The 14,467-nt window shown below is 47.3% G+C and carries 19 protein-coding genes; 14 read left to right on the plus strand and 5 right to left on the minus strand.

The window, feature by feature from the left end; translation table 11 throughout:
• The first annotated feature begins 4 nt into the window (after positions 1-4).
• On the plus strand, positions 5-955 hold the full coding sequence (locus ACKTR5_RS07330) for a thymidylate synthase (RefSeq protein ID WP_407880408.1): 951 nt from the start codon (positions 5-7) through the stop codon (positions 953-955).
• Positions 956-969: 14 nt separating this feature from the next.
• The gene (locus ACKTR5_RS07335; RefSeq protein ID WP_407880409.1) at positions 970-1,458 is read left to right on the plus strand and encodes a dihydrofolate reductase; all 489 of its coding nucleotides are present in this window, start codon (positions 970-972) and stop codon (positions 1,456-1,458) included.
• Positions 1,459-1,524: 66 nt separating this feature from the next.
• On the opposite strand, the gene trhA is transcribed toward ACKTR5_RS07335, so the two are convergent.
• A complete protein-coding gene (gene trhA, locus ACKTR5_RS07340; RefSeq protein WP_407880410.1) occupies positions 1,525-2,166 on the minus strand; it encodes a PAQR family membrane homeostasis protein TrhA in 642 nt (213 codons plus the stop codon).
• A 181-nt stretch (positions 2,167-2,347) separates the two neighbouring features.
• Here trhA and ACKTR5_RS07345 point away from each other — a divergent pair, with 181 nt between their 5' ends.
• The 4 genes from ACKTR5_RS07345 to ACKTR5_RS07360 all read left to right on the plus strand — a co-directional run bounded on the left by ACKTR5_RS07345 (position 2,348) and on the right by ACKTR5_RS07360 (position 5,194).
• On the plus strand, positions 2,348-3,190 hold the full coding sequence (locus ACKTR5_RS07345; RefSeq protein WP_407880411.1) for a DegV family protein: 843 nt from the start codon (positions 2,348-2,350) through the stop codon (positions 3,188-3,190).
• Positions 3,191-3,334: 144 nt separating this feature from the next.
• The gene (locus ACKTR5_RS07350; protein ID WP_407880412.1) at positions 3,335-4,291 is read left to right on the plus strand and encodes an SGNH/GDSL hydrolase family protein; all 957 of its coding nucleotides are present in this window, start codon (positions 3,335-3,337) and stop codon (positions 4,289-4,291) included.
• Between the two features lie 24 nt (positions 4,292-4,315).
• Positions 4,316-4,951, plus strand: coding sequence for a YpmS family protein (locus tag ACKTR5_RS07355; protein ID WP_407880413.1), 636 nt, complete (start codon positions 4,316-4,318; stop codon positions 4,949-4,951).
• A 21-nt stretch (positions 4,952-4,972) separates the two neighbouring features.
• On the plus strand, positions 4,973-5,194 hold the full coding sequence (locus ACKTR5_RS07360; RefSeq protein WP_407880414.1) for a YozE family protein: 222 nt from the start codon (positions 4,973-4,975) through the stop codon (positions 5,192-5,194).
• Positions 5,195-5,222: 28 nt separating this feature from the next.
• Here ACKTR5_RS07360 and ACKTR5_RS07365 read toward each other — a convergent pair whose 3' ends face one another.
• A complete protein-coding gene (locus ACKTR5_RS07365; protein WP_407880415.1) occupies positions 5,223-5,741 on the minus strand; it encodes a MarR family winged helix-turn-helix transcriptional regulator in 519 nt (172 codons plus the stop codon).
• A 103-nt stretch (positions 5,742-5,844) separates the two neighbouring features.
• Here ACKTR5_RS07365 and ACKTR5_RS07370 point away from each other — a divergent pair, with 103 nt between their 5' ends.
• From ACKTR5_RS07370 to ACKTR5_RS07395, 6 genes are all read left to right on the plus strand, one after another.
• Positions 5,845-7,257 carry an MFS transporter gene (locus ACKTR5_RS07370; RefSeq protein WP_407880416.1) on the plus strand — a complete coding sequence of 471 codons (1,413 nt, stop codon included), beginning with the start codon at positions 5,845-5,847 and terminating at the stop codon, positions 7,255-7,257.
• A gap of 3 nt (positions 7,258-7,260) precedes the next feature.
• On the plus strand, positions 7,261-7,515 hold the full coding sequence (locus ACKTR5_RS07375; RefSeq protein ID WP_407880418.1) for a hypothetical protein: 255 nt from the start codon (positions 7,261-7,263) through the stop codon (positions 7,513-7,515).
• Positions 7,516-7,611: 96 nt separating this feature from the next.
• The gene (locus ACKTR5_RS07380) at positions 7,612-8,190 is read left to right on the plus strand and encodes a TetR/AcrR family transcriptional regulator (protein ID WP_407880420.1); all 579 of its coding nucleotides are present in this window, start codon (positions 7,612-7,614) and stop codon (positions 8,188-8,190) included.
• Positions 8,191-8,251: 61 nt separating this feature from the next.
• On the plus strand, positions 8,252-8,746 hold the full coding sequence (locus ACKTR5_RS07385) for an NAD(P)-dependent oxidoreductase (RefSeq protein WP_407880421.1): 495 nt from the start codon (positions 8,252-8,254) through the stop codon (positions 8,744-8,746).
• A 12-nt stretch (positions 8,747-8,758) separates the two neighbouring features.
• Positions 8,759-9,166, plus strand: coding sequence for an ester cyclase (locus ACKTR5_RS07390; RefSeq protein ID WP_407880423.1), 408 nt, complete (start codon positions 8,759-8,761; stop codon positions 9,164-9,166).
• 26 nt (positions 9,167-9,192) lie between these two features.
• Positions 9,193-10,014: an SDR family NAD(P)-dependent oxidoreductase gene (locus tag ACKTR5_RS07395; RefSeq protein WP_407880462.1), complete on the plus strand. Its 822-nt coding sequence runs from the start codon at positions 9,193-9,195 to the stop codon at positions 10,012-10,014.
• Positions 10,015-10,116: 102 nt separating this feature from the next.
• Here ACKTR5_RS07395 and ACKTR5_RS07400 read toward each other — a convergent pair whose 3' ends face one another.
• The gene (locus ACKTR5_RS07400) at positions 10,117-10,734 is read right to left on the minus strand and encodes an isochorismatase family protein (RefSeq protein WP_407880424.1); all 618 of its coding nucleotides are present in this window, start codon (positions 10,732-10,734) and stop codon (positions 10,117-10,119) included.
• A 253-nt stretch (positions 10,735-10,987) separates the two neighbouring features.
• On the opposite strand from ACKTR5_RS07400, the gene ACKTR5_RS07405 reads away from it, so the two are divergent.
• Complete coding sequence (locus ACKTR5_RS07405) at positions 10,988-11,851, plus strand: NAD(P)-dependent oxidoreductase (RefSeq protein WP_407880426.1); 864 nt, start codon at positions 10,988-10,990, stop codon at positions 11,849-11,851.
• A gap of 223 nt (positions 11,852-12,074) precedes the next feature.
• On the opposite strand, the gene ACKTR5_RS07410 is transcribed toward ACKTR5_RS07405, so the two are convergent.
• Together ACKTR5_RS07410 and ACKTR5_RS07415 are read right to left on the minus strand one after the other, a co-directional pair.
• The gene (locus tag ACKTR5_RS07410; protein ID WP_407880427.1) at positions 12,075-12,695 is read right to left on the minus strand and encodes an NAD(P)-dependent oxidoreductase; all 621 of its coding nucleotides are present in this window, start codon (positions 12,693-12,695) and stop codon (positions 12,075-12,077) included.
• 17 nt (positions 12,696-12,712) lie between these two features.
• Entirely contained in the window at positions 12,713-13,717 is a 1,005-nt protein-coding gene (locus ACKTR5_RS07415) for an NAD-dependent epimerase/dehydratase family protein (RefSeq protein WP_407880429.1), read from the minus strand.
• A 101-nt stretch (positions 13,718-13,818) separates the two neighbouring features.
• On the opposite strand from ACKTR5_RS07415, the gene ACKTR5_RS07420 reads away from it, so the two are divergent.
• Positions 13,819-14,463, plus strand: a complete 645-nt coding sequence (locus tag ACKTR5_RS07420; RefSeq protein WP_407880431.1) for a TetR/AcrR family transcriptional regulator — start codon at positions 13,819-13,821, stop codon at positions 14,461-14,463.
• Positions 14,464-14,467: the final 4 nt, after the last annotated feature.

A 14,467-nucleotide genomic window follows, 5' to 3' on the forward strand; every position in this document is an offset into this window, starting at 1 on the left:
GGGCATGTTAGAAGACGCATATCTCCAGTTAGAACGGGACGTCTATGAACACGGGAACATTAAAACTGACCGGACAGGAACCGGAACAAAGTCATTATTTGGGGCCCAAATGCGGTTTGACCTCAGTGAGGGGTTCCCATTATTAACCACCAAAAAGGTGCCGTTTGGCCTAATCAAAAGTGAATTGCTGTGGTTCTTACATGGCGACACAAACATTCGCTACCTGCTGGAACATCGCAATCACATTTGGGATGAATGGGCATTTCAACGGTACGTTAACAGTTCAGCATACACCGGCCCTGACATGACGGATTTTGGTCGGCGTCACCTTGTTGACCCCGCGTTTAATGATGTTTATCAGGTTGAAATGAACCGGTTTGATGATCAAATTTTAACGGATGACGACTTTGCCGCCCGTTTTGGTGAGCTGGGCCAGGTGTACGGGGCCCAGTGGCGGCACTGGCACACGTCCACCGGCGAAGGCATCGATCAACTGGCCAACGTGATCGACATGATCAAACAAACGCCTGATTCTAGACGCCTCATTGTTTCAGCCTGGAACCCTGAGGATGTGCCCACAATGGCGTTGCCACCGTGTCACACACTGTTCCAGTTTTATGTTGCGGACGGAAAACTGTCTTGTCAGTTATACCAACGCTCTGGTGACATTTTCCTTGGTGTGCCGTTTAACATTGCGAGCTATGCCTTATTAACGTCCATGGTGGCCAAGGAATGCGGCCTCGCCGTTGGTGAGTTTGTGCATACGTTAGGCGATGCCCACATCTACTTGAATCATCAAACGCAGGTTGCTGAACAACTGGGTCGAACACCACAAGCGGCACCAACTTTGTGGTTAAGTGATGAACCCACCAGTATTTTTGATTATGAAATGACTGATATTAAGCTGAAGGATTACAACCCGTTGCCAGCAATTAAGGCACCGGTTGCCGTTTAAAGGGGGACAGCACCATGCTAACATTGATTTGGGCGGAAGGGGAAAACCATGTGATTGGTGATCACGGCCAGTTACCCTGGCACCTGCCAGCCGATGCCGCCTTTTTTAAGGCAACCACCACGGGGCACACTGTGCTGATGGGGCGGACCACGTTTGAATCCATTGGGCGCCCGTTGCCACACCGGAAAAATGTGGTGCTTTCTAGCCAGTTGCCTGTTGATACACCCGGGGTAACGGTCGTTGCGACGTTAGCGGCCTTGCAGGACTACATTAAGGCCCATGCCAATGAGGCGCTATTTGTCATCGGTGGTGTTGGCCTATATACAGCGTTAATGTCGCAGGCTGATTGTCTCCTGGTGACACGGATTGCGGGTCAGTTTGCTGGTGACACGATTATGCCGCCGGTTGATCCTCATCAGTGGCACTTAGATCACGTGGCCCCCCATGAGGCTGACGATAAAAATGCGTGGGCCTACCGCTTTGAAACGTATGTCCGGATTTAGTGATAAAAAATAACGCCTGTTCATCAATTTTTGCATTGATGAACAGGCGTTATTTTGTTGCGACCGTTAGGCATATAACAGAACAGAAAAGTACATTAAAATGGAACCTAGCATAACGAAAAGGTGCCAAATGACGTGGCCAAACGGGACCTGGCGGAAGCTGTAGATAACCGCACCGACCGTAAAGGCAATTCCGCCCCAGACAAGGAGCCAAAAGCCGGTCATTCCAAGCCCGTGGTACAACTGTGGAAAGGCAAACAGGCACATCCACCCCATAATCACATAAATAACCGTGGAGACAATGTTAAAGCGGCCAAGCCAGATTGATTTATAAACGATCCCGACAATCGCCATCGCCCAGATGACGCCAAGAATGGTCCAGCCACGGCCCCCTTGAATGACCAGGAGACAGTACGGCGTGTAGGTTCCGGCGATCAGCAGGTAAATGGCACTATGGTCGAAAACTTGGAAGACATGTTTGGCCCGGGTGAAGACCAGCGCATGAAATAGGGTTGACGATAAATAAAATAGGATTAAAATACTCCCATAAATGCTAAACGTCACCACACGTAATGCGGAGCCTGAGTGAACGGCCTGAACAATTAAAATAACCAGGCCGGCCACAGCAAGGCCAAAACCGATACCGTGAGTGATGGCATTGAACACCTCATTAACAATGGTGTACGTTCGTGAACGGGTTGGTTCCATAAAAGCAACTCCTCTAAATAAAGTATTAAATTGCCGGGATAAAATTAGCAAAGAACCAGTGTCCCGGTGAAATTAGCGTTATAATTTGGTATACTTGTAACACTAATTGGTTCATGGTCTACATTGTAGCACGATGTTTTACGACGTGGGCCACATCTTAGAAAGCGTGGGATTACTTGTTATGCCTAATGTAAAAATTGTGACTGATTCATCAGCTGGGCTAACGGAGGATGAGATCAAGCAACATAATATCGCCATTGTCCCATTGTCAGTGATGATTGACGGGACCGTCTACGTTGAGCGGGAAACCATCACCAAAGAAGAATTTATGACGAAAATGAGTGCTGCTGAATCGCTCCCCAAGACGAGTCAGCCGCCACTTGGGAAGTTTGTTGATCTGTTCGACGAACTTGGCAAAGACGGTTCAAAAGTTGTTAGTATCAACATGATGAAGTCAATTTCCGGAACGGTTGAGGCGGCCCGGCAGGCAGCTCAAATGAGTAGTGCGGATGTTACCGTTGTTGATTCACAAACAACAGATCGCGGCTTGGCATTTCAGGTTCTTGCAGCGGCAAAACTGGCCGAAACGGGCGCGTCTGTGGACGAGATCGTTGCTGAGACGATCAAGGTTCGGGACCACTCACGGCTGTTCATGGGGGTTATCAAGTTAGATAACCTTGTGGCTGGTGGCCGAATCAGCCGTGCGGTTGGCTTGGTGTCAAACTTACTGAACATCAAGATCGGTTTAGAAGTGATTAACGGTGAGATTGAAGTGACCACTAAGGGTCGCGGCATGAAGACCATTAGTAAATTTTTGGACAACGCTTATGCAGAAATGCAAAAGGCCGGTCACATCGTTAGTGTCGGGGTTGCTCATGCGGGCGCCCCAGAAACGGCCGCAAAGATTGCCGCGCACGTTGAGGAGTTATTCCCTGACATCAAGGTCGTTGTGCTTCAGACGGTTCCAATTATCGCCACTCATGCTGGTGAAGGGGCTTTTGCCCTCATGTACTACACAGATTAGTTAACGAATACGTGAACCATCAGGGTTGAGACAGCAGCCCGGTAGTGCTGGATAACGGCCTAGCGGACAGCGTGTCTCACCTTTTTTAGTAGGGAAAGTAACGATTGACGGCATCCTCAGATGGACGGGGATGAGGGAGGATTAATGAATTTGTTTCGACGAATTGGTGCGCCGTGGCTGGCGGTCATCGTGTTATTCACGGTGCTTGGCATCTTGTGTCAGCAGGCCGGTGCTGTTCAAGCACCAGCAGTGTCACAACCGCAGCCGATGCAAAGTGCACCAAGTAAAAAGACGCAACCTAAGACCAGTAAAAAAATCACGTTAGTTGCGTTGGGCGATTCCCTCACGGAAGGAATCGGGGACCAACGCAAACAGGGGGGCTATGTTGGTCAGATCAAGACCCAGCTCACCAAAAAGGCGGATGTCGATGCCACGACCTATAATTACGGTAAGGCTGGCGACCGGTCTGATCAGATCCAGGCGCGGTTAACAAAGTCGGCAACGATGCAAAACCGCATCAAGCATGCTAACGTGATCGTAATGACGGTTGGCGGTAATGATTTAATGCAAGGCCTGCAATCGGCAACCATTAGCGGTGAAAGTAGCGTTCCGGCAATGAACCAGGTTGTGAAACGGACCCAACAAGGCTACGCAACAAAATTGCAAAGCTTGTTAACGCAGGTTCGCCAACTAAACCCCAAGGCACCAATTTTTCTGTTTGGGATCTATAATCCGGTGTACGTTTACTTTGCAAACATTACGCAACTGAACACGTACATTCAGAGCTTTAACCAAACCACCCAGACAGCGGCCGCCAGTTACAAACAGTTGTACTTTATGAACATTAATGAAACCTTGTCATATGGGCAGTACAACACCGTTAAAAAGCGCTCGGCACTTGCGGCAAAGGACGCGGCCGCCAATGAAAATACCACGTTTGACGGGAAGGCCATTGAAAAGTCACTGGTCAGTGGGTCGACGGGGGAATTAAATGATTACCTCTCACCGGCGGATCATTTTCACCCAAATTATTCAGGGTATACAAAAATGACGGATATTCTATATAAAACAATGCGCCAACACGATGGTTGGTTATCCTAGTTAGTGCACGGAGGGAAGATCATTATGGCAGATTCACAAACACGAACAACGGCAAAACCACGGCGGCCGAAAAATGGTTGGAAGATTGTGGCATTGAGCCTCATTGGCCTGCTCGTTGCAGTGGGACTTTGGGTGGGAATTGAGGCGACGCAGCCCGTTGATCAACCAGTTGCGGCCACCAAAAAGGCCGCAGCCTCTAACGCAACGTTTCAGGTTCAACTTAATACGAAGCAAGTGAACGCGTTAGCTGACTACTACATTAATCAAACAAAGCATAATGAGTACAATTATAAATTTGTGATCAACAAAAACGCGATGCTGTACGGCACCACTAAGTTTTTAGGGGCGAACATCACGTATGGACTCATCATGGAACCGAGCGTTACCAAGGACGGCAACATCAAGCTTCGTGCCACGCGAATGGCAGTGGGCCGCCTACAGCTTCCGGTTCACTTCGTCATGACCTTCGTGGCAAAGAATTACAAATTTCCAAAGGGAATCAGTGCGGATGCAAAGACAGACACGGTTTTGATCGACCTCAGTAAGGTTGGGTCGAAACGGTCACTTAATTTACAGGCGGAAACACTGGATGTTAACAGCGGGACCTACGTCTTTAAAGCGGGGATTCCACAAGCGCAGTTTGATAAAGAAGTAAAGTAACGAAAAGATAAGGAGAAGCACATGCGACGGAGTTTCTATCAATTCCTCATGACCCAACGTAATTCCGACAGTTATGACCCGGTCGCGCAGTTTGCCAATAACGCCTTTCTGGACCAGGCGTTTCCAAAGCAGGCCGAGAATTTTGATGATGTGTCCAGTTACCTTGAACTAAACGCCCGTTATTTACCAAGTATGGATGTTTTTGATGACGCATGGCATTTATATTTAGACTCGGAAGCTTAATTCCAAATAAAGAGTGGTTCACTGATTGTTATCGGTGAACCACTCTTTTTGTTTGGTAGCCGTATAGTTCCGGCTGAATTTGCCCGATTTTAGTTAGCATTTGGTTGAAATGCGTCACTTCATCGTCAGGAAATGCGTCAAGAATGTTCGCAACTTGCGTCAACAACTGTTGATCGAGGTGCCGATGGAGATCAGCGACCTGCTGGCCAAGTGGCGTCAGCCGAACGAGAAAATCCTTTTTATTATCTGGTTTCTGATATTTTTCTAGGAGTGTGGCCGTTGTAAAACGGGTGATAATGCGGGAAATGGTGGGCTGGGAGAGGGCTGTTAATGCTGGAAGGGCCTTGATATGAATCTCCTGGGCACGATCAATTTCTGCAATGACCCGAAAATCCTGCGTTGTTAATTGGCGAATGGCATCCAGGAGTTCAGGCTGTGCTTCTGCCTGTTGCTCAAGCCACTGTTTTTCGAGATCGGCATTTCCATCCTGGGTCAGCAAATGGTTGATTTGCGCCATTGTTTGTTGTGCTTGGTTTTGGTTAGTCATGGAAATCTCCTTTTTTAATTCTCGTGAATAGATATTGCAAACGGAAGTTAACTGGATTATATTATAATATGTATTCACGTAAATAGAAATAGGGAGGGCTGTGATGACTCAAAAACCGTTACCGCGGTGGCAAATTTTAGTTTGTATTGGGTTAACGACGTTTATGGCGGATTTAGACGCCAGTATTGTCAACGTCGCGTTACCGCGAATCAATCAAGCGCTCGCAACAACCATGAGAATTTCAGAACTAATTATCTCGAGTTACCTCATTACAATTTGTGTTTTTTTATTGTTCTCTGGTAAGTTAGGCGATACCTTTGGAAAAGCCAATCTGTTTAAAATTGGGATGATTATTTTTACACTGGGGTCACTTTTTTGTGGTCTTAGCACCACCATCACGTGGTTATTGGTGGCCCGGTTCGTTCAAGCGGTGGGCGCGGCCATGACCATGAGCACGAACAACGGCATTATTACTGAAATTTTTCCAACCAGTGAACGAGGCCAAGCCTTAGGGTGGATCGGGTCCTTTGTAGCACTGGGCATGATCACAGGCCCGGGAATCGGTGGGGTGTTACTAACCTTCTTTCCCTGGCAGGCCATTTTTTGGATCAACGTGCCCATTGGAATCGTGCTGACAATGTGGGGATTCATCATCCTTCCAGTGGAACGTTCCCACCATAAAACGAAGCTTGACTGGCAAGGAATTCTGTTTAATGGGTTGAGTCTCACCGGCTTTTTTGGGTACATTTATGCGGGCCAGCAAGTGGGGTACACAAACGGTTGGCTCGTGGTGATGCTTCTTGCCGCAATTATTTTGATGGTGGCATTTGTTTACCATGAGCAGCACATGGCGGCGCCACTTCTTGATTTTTCACTATTTTACCAAGTGGATTTCACCATTGGCATTATTACCGCAATCTTGATTTTTATTGCGAATAACTTTTACATGGTCTTAATGCCATTCTACCTTGAGAATGCTAAACTGATTGGAGTTTGTGTTAGTGGCCTGATCATGATGATGTTACCAGTGGTTCAGGTGATCGTTGCGCCAATTTCCGGGCGGTTAGCTGACCGCTTTGGAACAATTCAGGTCACCTTAGTGGGTGCGATGATTATTTTACTAGCTCAGCTTGGGTTGATTTGCTTAGGCCTTCATACGAGCTTAGCGATGATTGGCGCGATCGTCGCGCTTCTTGGCCTGGGCAATGCCATCTTTCAATCACCAAACAACTCGATGATTATGGGCGCTGTTATACCCACTGTTCTCGGGGTCGCCGGTAGCATCAACTCACTATCACGAAATCTCGGGATGGTGTTAGGCAATGCGTTAGCGACATCATTACTATTTATTAGTATGAGCCGGTCAGCTCATGCCACCGTGACTAACTTTGAGCCGCGGTATGTTAACTTTTTTATTACCGGACAACGACAAATTTATGGTTTCGGCACGGGGTTACTCGTTGTCGTTTTCGCTCTGATTGTCTGGCGCAAAACGTTAGAAAAGAAAGGAAATTAACCAATGATTACAATTGATATTATTTTAGGAAGTTCACGACAAAGTTCACTTGGGAAAAATTTGTTTCATTATTTAGAAAGTCAAAAGGCAACGTACGAGGCTGAATTCGGCGTCCAGTTGAAGTTTTTGGAAGTCGGCAGTTATGAGCTCCCGTTCTTCTACGAGGACGAAGCGCCAATGAATAATAAAGATCGTCAGTTGCCAGCAAATCAACAGGCGTGGATCGATGACGTTAAGGCAGGCAGGCCGCCGGGTTGAGTCGTGGGCACATGATGGTTTTTATTGTTGTCTCGTTATTTTAAAAGGTTCAGCGTGACAGTTGACAATAACTAAACAATCGTTTAATATACAGTTATGCGAAAAGTTGATGAACAAAAAAAGCAGTTAATTGAACAGGCGATCCTTGTGATCACTAAGGATGAGGGCATCCAAGGGCTATCGTTTAGCAAAATTGCGAAGTACGCCCACGTCAGTTCTGGGACACCCTATGTGTACTTCAAGGATAAGACCGACATGTTGTCGCAGATGTTCTTGAAAATCAAGCTCCTCTTTGATGATCGGCTCCAAGCTGACATTGAAAAAGGGAAGTCCATGCCGGAAAAAATTTACCAAGCCGTGACCCATTTTGCCAGAATGTACACGAACTACCCGTTGGAGGCCATCTTCATAACGGCAATTCGTGCCAACCCTGAGTTAGTCACAAAGACGGCCTTTGCAGAGGGAAATGCGTCTGCACAACCGCTTAATGACTTGTTCCAGCAGGCTGTTACTCAGCAATGTCTGGTGACAGATAACATTGAGGCCGCCACCGTCTTACTGTTTGGTCCGTTCATTATGCAAATTCAGGAACGACAGGCAGCGCACCAGACGGTTGGTCTTGACGAATTGGAAGCGGTCATTCAACTATCCGTTGATGGATTGATCAAAAAGTAAGCCGGTAACGGCTTTCATTTTTGCTGTTTAACTAAACGATTGTTTAATAAAGGAAGGCTGAATGATGAAAGTAGCCATTTTTGGAGCGACGGGAAGCGTTGGGCACCATTTGATCGATGAGTCGGTACGCCAAGGGCATGAGGTCGTGGCTGTTAGCCGTCATGAACATCCGACTGAATCTCGTAAGGGTGTCTCATGGAAGCGCGTCGATTACGAGGATGTTATGAGCCTGGTCACAGCATTGGCAGGCAGTGACGCCGTGATCATTTCACTGGGCGATGACAACATTGTCACGCCGACCAAAAATATTACACTGGCGATGAAACAAACGGGGATGACCAGAGTAGAACTGTTGACAGGGTTTGGGACCAGCCCAGAAAGTCGAAAGCAACTGAGCCTTGGGATGCGTGCCGTTATGATGGCCATGCACCCAATATTACGGACAAAGGAAAAGCAGGATCACGTCGTCCGAGCCCGAGCAGATTTAGCCGAATTTATGATCACAAACTTAACGAACCATCGGTACAGTCACGATTCAGTGTACATTCAAGACTAGGAGGTCATTCATATGACAAAGGAAGAAGCAACGTTAGCACCAGTAATGAAGTTTATCAACGAGGGGTTAAACCAAGGTAACGGTGACGTTATCGCCGAAGTGTGGGATGAAGATCTGCTGTGGGAGGGTGGCTCCCTTGGCACTGTTCACGGACTTAAAGCCTTTATGAGTGGTGGTGTTCGAGCGTTTAGTGACATGCACTTAACGATTCTAGACGTTACCGTTCATGGTGATGATGTTTGGGTTCAGTTTACAAATGAAGGTACTCAGGTTGGCGAATTCATGGGCTACCCAGCAACTAACAAGCACGCCAAGTGGAATGGCTTTGGTAAATACACGGTCAAAGGTGGGAAAATCATCCACGGCTGGTTCTCAGAAGACATTCTGGCGATGCTCAAACAACAAGGCCATATTGCTTAGTTAATGAAGAAAGGGAGATTATCATGATGACAAAGAAAACAGTTTTAATTACAGGTGCCTCAAGCGGTATGGGAGAAGCGGCAACCCTGTTGTTTGCAGATCAAGGATGGGAAGTTTACGCTGGTGCGCGCCGGGTTGAAAAAATTCCAACAGGAGCGGGGATTCATCCGGTTGCACTTGATGTAACGGACGCAGATTCACGGGCATCATTTGTCCGGGCCGCGCAGGCTCAGCCAACGCTTGACGTGTTAATCAACAATGCCGGTTACGGTGAGTATGGTCCCTTAGAAGAAGTGTCTTCAGAAAAGGCGCACCAACAGGTTGAAACCAATCTCTTTGGTGCCGCTGAATTAACGAAACTTGTCCTGCCAACCATGAGAAAGCAGCAATTTGGCCGGATCGTGAACATTTCGTCCATCGGTGGTGACATGTATTCGGCGCTTGGTGGTTGGTATCACGTCACCAAGCATGCCCTAAACGTTTGGTCCGATGTCCTTGATATGGAAATTCGCCAGTTTGGGCTCCGTTCAGTAATCGTGGAACCCGGCGGCACACAGTCTGCTTGGGCAGACATTGCCATGGGGTCCATTAAAAAGAATGTCTCAGCAAACACACCCTACCAGGCGTTGATCAACGGAACGTTAGCGATGGTTGAAAATGTCGGGAGCCATTCGTCAGCGACGTCCGCTGATCTAGCTAAGGTCTTTTACCGGGCTGCCACGGATGAACGTCCACATCGCCGGTACTACTACAGTTTTAGTGACCGGATGATGGCCCGTGTTGCCCGGGTTCACCCCGGACTGTACCACAACATTGTGATGCGGATGACCAGCCGGTCCATGAAGTAAGCCTAAAAAATAATGCGGTCTCGCTACCATGACAGATGGTAATGAGACCGCATTATTTTTAATTAAGTGAACTCATGTGGGTCCAAAGGTTAATGGTAGGGCTTATAATTCTAAGAATGCGCCTGCATTCACCATGTCATCAAAGAAACCGTCGACGGTTTCTGTCCGGTTCCAGTCACGTTGAAGTTCACACCCCAATTGCGCAATGCTGGTAAGCTGGGCACCAGCACTCACCATTCGTTGGAGACCGGCTTCGTGAGCAATGGTCGTTGTTCCACCGATTGAATCAGCGACGGGGAAGACATCATAACCTTCCTTTAACGCGTCTAACGTTGGAAAGGTGCAACAGGCTTCCGTCCACAGTGCTGCAATAATAATTTTATGGCGGCCGGTTGCGTGGATTGCTTCATAGACTTCGACATCCTCCCACGCATTGATTGTTGTGCGATCGTAAGATTTTACGCCGGGAAGTAATGCCTTTAGTTGTGGGATGGTATCCTTGTTTCGTCCGGTCTTAACGTTGACCGTTGATAGAATTGTCGGAATTTTAAACGTATTGATGATTTTTTGAACGGCCACAATGTTTTGAACAAGTTTTGCATGATTCATTGAGTTGATTGAATTAACTTGGGTGGGTTGGTAATCGATTAATAAAAAGACACTGTCCTCGGGATTGAGTAACTCATCGTCATGGAAATTACGTTTTGGTTTACTGGTCATAATAAAAGCCTCCTCTTTCGATTTTACCTTTTGTTAGCGGTTCCACGTTCAGTATAGTCGAACGCGTTAATTATTCAACTATTTGTTAATTAATTCGATTGCTATGATTCATAAATGGCTTAATCTACTGGGATATGGGTGTTTACGAGCTTTTGTGTCAAAAGTACGAATCCTTCTCTTTAGAAAGAATTCCTCTTACAATAAGTGTGAACAATTAAAATGTTTACTTCTAGAATACCGAGGGGGTTTTATCATGAAAATTGCATTTATTGGTCTTGGCGACATGGGTTCACAAATGGTGCCTCATTTGATCAGTGATGATAACACCGTGGTCGTTTGGGATAAGGAGCCGGCAAAACGAACCCAATTTCTCAACCAGTCCGGGGTCACCGTTGCATCATCTTTGCAAGATGCCGTCAGTGAAGCTGAACTCGTTATTACTGCCGTTATGTTTTATGACGTTCTACCGCTGCATGTCGGTGATGACCTTCACCCTGGCATTGTGAAGTTTCTTCAACCAAACAGCATTTTGGTGATTACATCGACACTGAATCCGGATAAAATCACGGCGATTAACGCCGCAATGCCTGCCGAAACATATCTTATTGACGCACCGATGAACGGGGGCGTTAGCTACGCACGTGACGGCACGCTGACGTTTATGGCCGGCGGTGACGCTAGTACAATTAAATTAATTACACCTGTCTTAAACCGAATGGGTAAAACGCGGTTTGAAGGCCCTCTAGGTACTGGTGCGAAGTTAAAATTGATTAGCAATGTTTTAATTATGGCTGCGGAAGCAGGGATTCGTGAATCGTTGGATTTAGCCGATGCCTATGAGATCGATTACCAAACCGTCATTGATCTATTAAAAGTTGGGCCAATGGCCGCAGTGATCAACCGGGCGTTAAACGTGGATGATCCACGACCGTTGAAAGACTCTGTTCACGATGTGGACGAATTATTGGCTGCTGGCGAACCGCTCGTGCCACTTGACATCACACAGGCAGCACAAAAACGGCTATGGGCCGCTGTTAACGATGATCCACAGCAAGCGCGCTTTATTGATATCACAACAAAGGCAACAAAGCTCCCACAGTTTAGAACTGAACTTTAGGGCTTGGGTTGCCATGACCATGCTGGTCGTTTAAGAATTGACGACAGCATTATCAGAACAAAAATATCGTTGATTCCTGCCGATTTAATTGTCGGTAGGAATCAACGATATTTTTTTGTAGGAAATTCGATCAACACGCTGTTTGATGCAGAAAACTTAAAACTGGGAACCTTGAAAGCATGAGGCCCTGTTTGTTTTTACGATTTAAACTGATGACGTGCACCTAGCGCCAGGCAACGGTCATAACAGAATTTGGATGGGCATTCGTGACCGCCTCATCTAAGAGGGCAACCGCCATATCGGCGTAGCTAATTTGTGATTTATGCTGGTGGTCATACAATAACACATCGGTACCAACCTGATATTGCCCAGTAGCGGGGCCGGCTGGTAAGTAGTTCATTGGGGGCGCGACGTACGTCCAGTTAAGCCCTGGGGCAGTCTTCAAAACAGTGAGCGCTTTGAAGTGGGCTGCACTAGCCGGTTTCATGAGTAACGGAAGCTGATCGGCAACCGTTTTTGTTCGGAGATTGTCAGTAAATAGTGTTGCCCCAGAACCAACCACGATGAGCCTTGTCGAACGGTTTTCTAAAAGCGTTGCTAAGTGTTGATTAACGCGAGCGTACAATGATTTTTTCCCAGACGCGAACGCACAAATCAAAACATCAAAATCGGAAACGTCGCTCGACGTTAACGCAAAGACGTCGCGAACAATGACGGGGACGGTCTTGTCAGCAAGTTTTGTGGGGTCGCGGATAATGGCCGTGACCGCCAGCTGGCGGTCATGGGCAACTTTTAAAAGGGCTTGGCCAGTCTTGCCAGTGGCGCCAATAATACCAATTTTCATATTCATTAACCTTCTCTTTATTTTTTTACAAGACCCAGCTCGATCAATCGATTGGCCGCATCAAGAACTGTTGTCTCAGGGGTGTGCTGGTACCAGTCAAGGTCAGCTTCTGCTGCGGCGGTTGTGTGGTGATACTGCCGGTTCAACATCGGAACGAGGGAGCGGAGGCTTGGGATGAAGCGGGCCAGTAACCGGGTTGTCCAGTTAGGTAACTGGTGGGGATGAAGGTGCCGGGTAGGGAAGGCATCCTGGTAGAGGCGGGCCACTTCTAGCATCGTCAACGTCTGCGAGGATGCGATGTAACGTTTCCCAACGGCCCGCGGATTTTCAAATGCCAGCCGGTGTAACTGCGCTAAATCGCGAACATCACTGATTTCCAGAGGCACTTTTGGTAGTGTCCGCTGACCCTTGAGAAATTGGAGCAAGATGCGATTTGAACTTAAATTAGTTGTGATGACCGGGCCAAAAATGGCGCCGGGGAGAATGGTTGTTAACGCCAAGCCGTGTTGCTCAGCAAACGCCCATGCCGCTTGTTCGGCCTTAACCTTAGAAATTCGGTAGGGGTCAAGTTCTGGATTATTCAAATCCGTCCAAAAAGTTTCATCAAACGTTCCCGTCGCGTGACTATCTGGTGTAGCGGCGGCTTGTGAACTCGTCATCACAACCCGCTTAACGCCTGCATCATTGGCCGCCTGAAGAACGTTTAAAACGCCACTGGTCGCAACATGAACGAGTTCTTCCGTTGATTCAGTTCCGTTTCCCAGTGGTGACGCAACATGGATAACGCCGTCGGCCCCAGTCATCGCGGCCTGCCACCCATCTGGGCTGGTTAAGTCAGCTTTAAAGAAGGTCAAATGGGTCAGATCTTCTGGTTGAACGTAGTGACCGATTGCAGTTTTGATGGCGTCTGCCTTTGTTAATGATCGCAGGCTGGCCGCCACCGCGTAGTGATGATTCAATAATTCAGCAACGACCCAGGTGGCAACGAATCCTGAACCGCCAGAAACAACAATTTTTTTCATGATTAAATAGCCTCGATTTTTTAAATTAGACAGATAATACAATTTATTGTCTAAAATGTAAAGCCATGGTAAAATTTATTTTGAAGATGAGGTGGAAAATAGTGATTGATCAACGAGAACTAACCATTAAATTGAATCACGTAATTTTGATTGAAGGCTTTCAAAAATTGTCGATGAGCCGTTTAGCGGCCGCTGTGGACGTTAGCCGGGCCACGTTATATCTATACTTTAAGAACAAAGATGACATCGTTCAGGCCGTTGTGGCACGCCATTTTCAGTTTTTGACGGAAAATCCGGTGCCGAAGCAGTTCACAACGGCCTCCTTTTTATCCGTTTGGCTTAATTCGATCCTGTTGATGGGTTCAACCACCGACACGTTTATGACCGATCTGCAACGGGGGTATCCAGAGCTGGCGCAGCAACTCAATGCGGCCTACCGCGATTACTTTGAACAATTGGCGGCCTACGTTACCCGAGGTCAAACGGTAGGAGCTGTTGTGCCCACGTATTCCCCTGGTTTTGTTATTTTTCAGGCGGATGCATTGGTTAAAACGATTTTACAGCAGGTAAGACTGCACCAACTGTCACTAGATCAGGCTGAACGATATCTTGAAGACGGGTTATCACTTCAGTTACAGGGGCTGTTAACGCCTGAGGCGCAAGCACAAGTGGATGTTGCAACCATTAAGCCGTTTAAAGCCGTGATCTTGGCTGAATTTCGAGCAACCTATGCGTTGATTTCTTAAACCA

Source organism: Furfurilactobacillus entadae (assembly GCF_045862745.1).
Classification (GTDB): domain Bacteria; phylum Bacillota; class Bacilli; order Lactobacillales; family Lactobacillaceae; genus Furfurilactobacillus; species Furfurilactobacillus entadae.

Coding starts and splice junctions, on each gene's coding strand:
- ACKTR5_RS07330 (WP_407880408.1), top strand. CDS start 5: ATGTTAGAAGACGCATATCTCCAGTTAGAACGGGACGTCTATGAACAC.
- ACKTR5_RS07335 (WP_407880409.1), top strand. CDS start 970: ATGCTAACATTGATTTGGGCGGAAGGGGAAAACCATGTGATTGGTGAT.
- trhA (WP_407880410.1), bottom strand. CDS start 2,166: ATGGAACCAACCCGTTCACGAACGTACACCATTGTTAATGAGGTGTTC.
- ACKTR5_RS07345 (WP_407880411.1), top strand. CDS start 2,348: ATGCCTAATGTAAAAATTGTGACTGATTCATCAGCTGGGCTAACGGAG.
- ACKTR5_RS07350 (WP_407880412.1), top strand. CDS start 3,335: ATGAATTTGTTTCGACGAATTGGTGCGCCGTGGCTGGCGGTCATCGTG.
- ACKTR5_RS07355 (WP_407880413.1), top strand. CDS start 4,316: ATGGCAGATTCACAAACACGAACAACGGCAAAACCACGGCGGCCGAAA.
- ACKTR5_RS07360 (WP_407880414.1), top strand. CDS start 4,973: ATGCGACGGAGTTTCTATCAATTCCTCATGACCCAACGTAATTCCGAC.
- ACKTR5_RS07365 (WP_407880415.1), bottom strand. CDS start 5,741: ATGACTAACCAAAACCAAGCACAACAAACAATGGCGCAAATCAACCAT.
- ACKTR5_RS07370 (WP_407880416.1), top strand. CDS start 5,845: ATGACTCAAAAACCGTTACCGCGGTGGCAAATTTTAGTTTGTATTGGG.
- ACKTR5_RS07375 (WP_407880418.1), top strand. CDS start 7,261: ATGATTACAATTGATATTATTTTAGGAAGTTCACGACAAAGTTCACTT.
- ACKTR5_RS07380 (WP_407880420.1), top strand. CDS start 7,612: ATGCGAAAAGTTGATGAACAAAAAAAGCAGTTAATTGAACAGGCGATC.
- ACKTR5_RS07385 (WP_407880421.1), top strand. CDS start 8,252: ATGATGAAAGTAGCCATTTTTGGAGCGACGGGAAGCGTTGGGCACCAT.
- ACKTR5_RS07390 (WP_407880423.1), top strand. CDS start 8,759: ATGACAAAGGAAGAAGCAACGTTAGCACCAGTAATGAAGTTTATCAAC.
- ACKTR5_RS07395 (WP_407880462.1), top strand. CDS start 9,193: ATGACAAAGAAAACAGTTTTAATTACAGGTGCCTCAAGCGGTATGGGA.
- ACKTR5_RS07400 (WP_407880424.1), bottom strand. CDS start 10,734: ATGACCAGTAAACCAAAACGTAATTTCCATGACGATGAGTTACTCAAT.
- ACKTR5_RS07405 (WP_407880426.1), top strand. CDS start 10,988: ATGAAAATTGCATTTATTGGTCTTGGCGACATGGGTTCACAAATGGTG.
- ACKTR5_RS07410 (WP_407880427.1), bottom strand. CDS start 12,695: ATGAAAATTGGTATTATTGGCGCCACTGGCAAGACTGGCCAAGCCCTT.
- ACKTR5_RS07415 (WP_407880429.1), bottom strand. CDS start 13,717: ATGAAAAAAATTGTTGTTTCTGGCGGTTCAGGATTCGTTGCCACCTGG.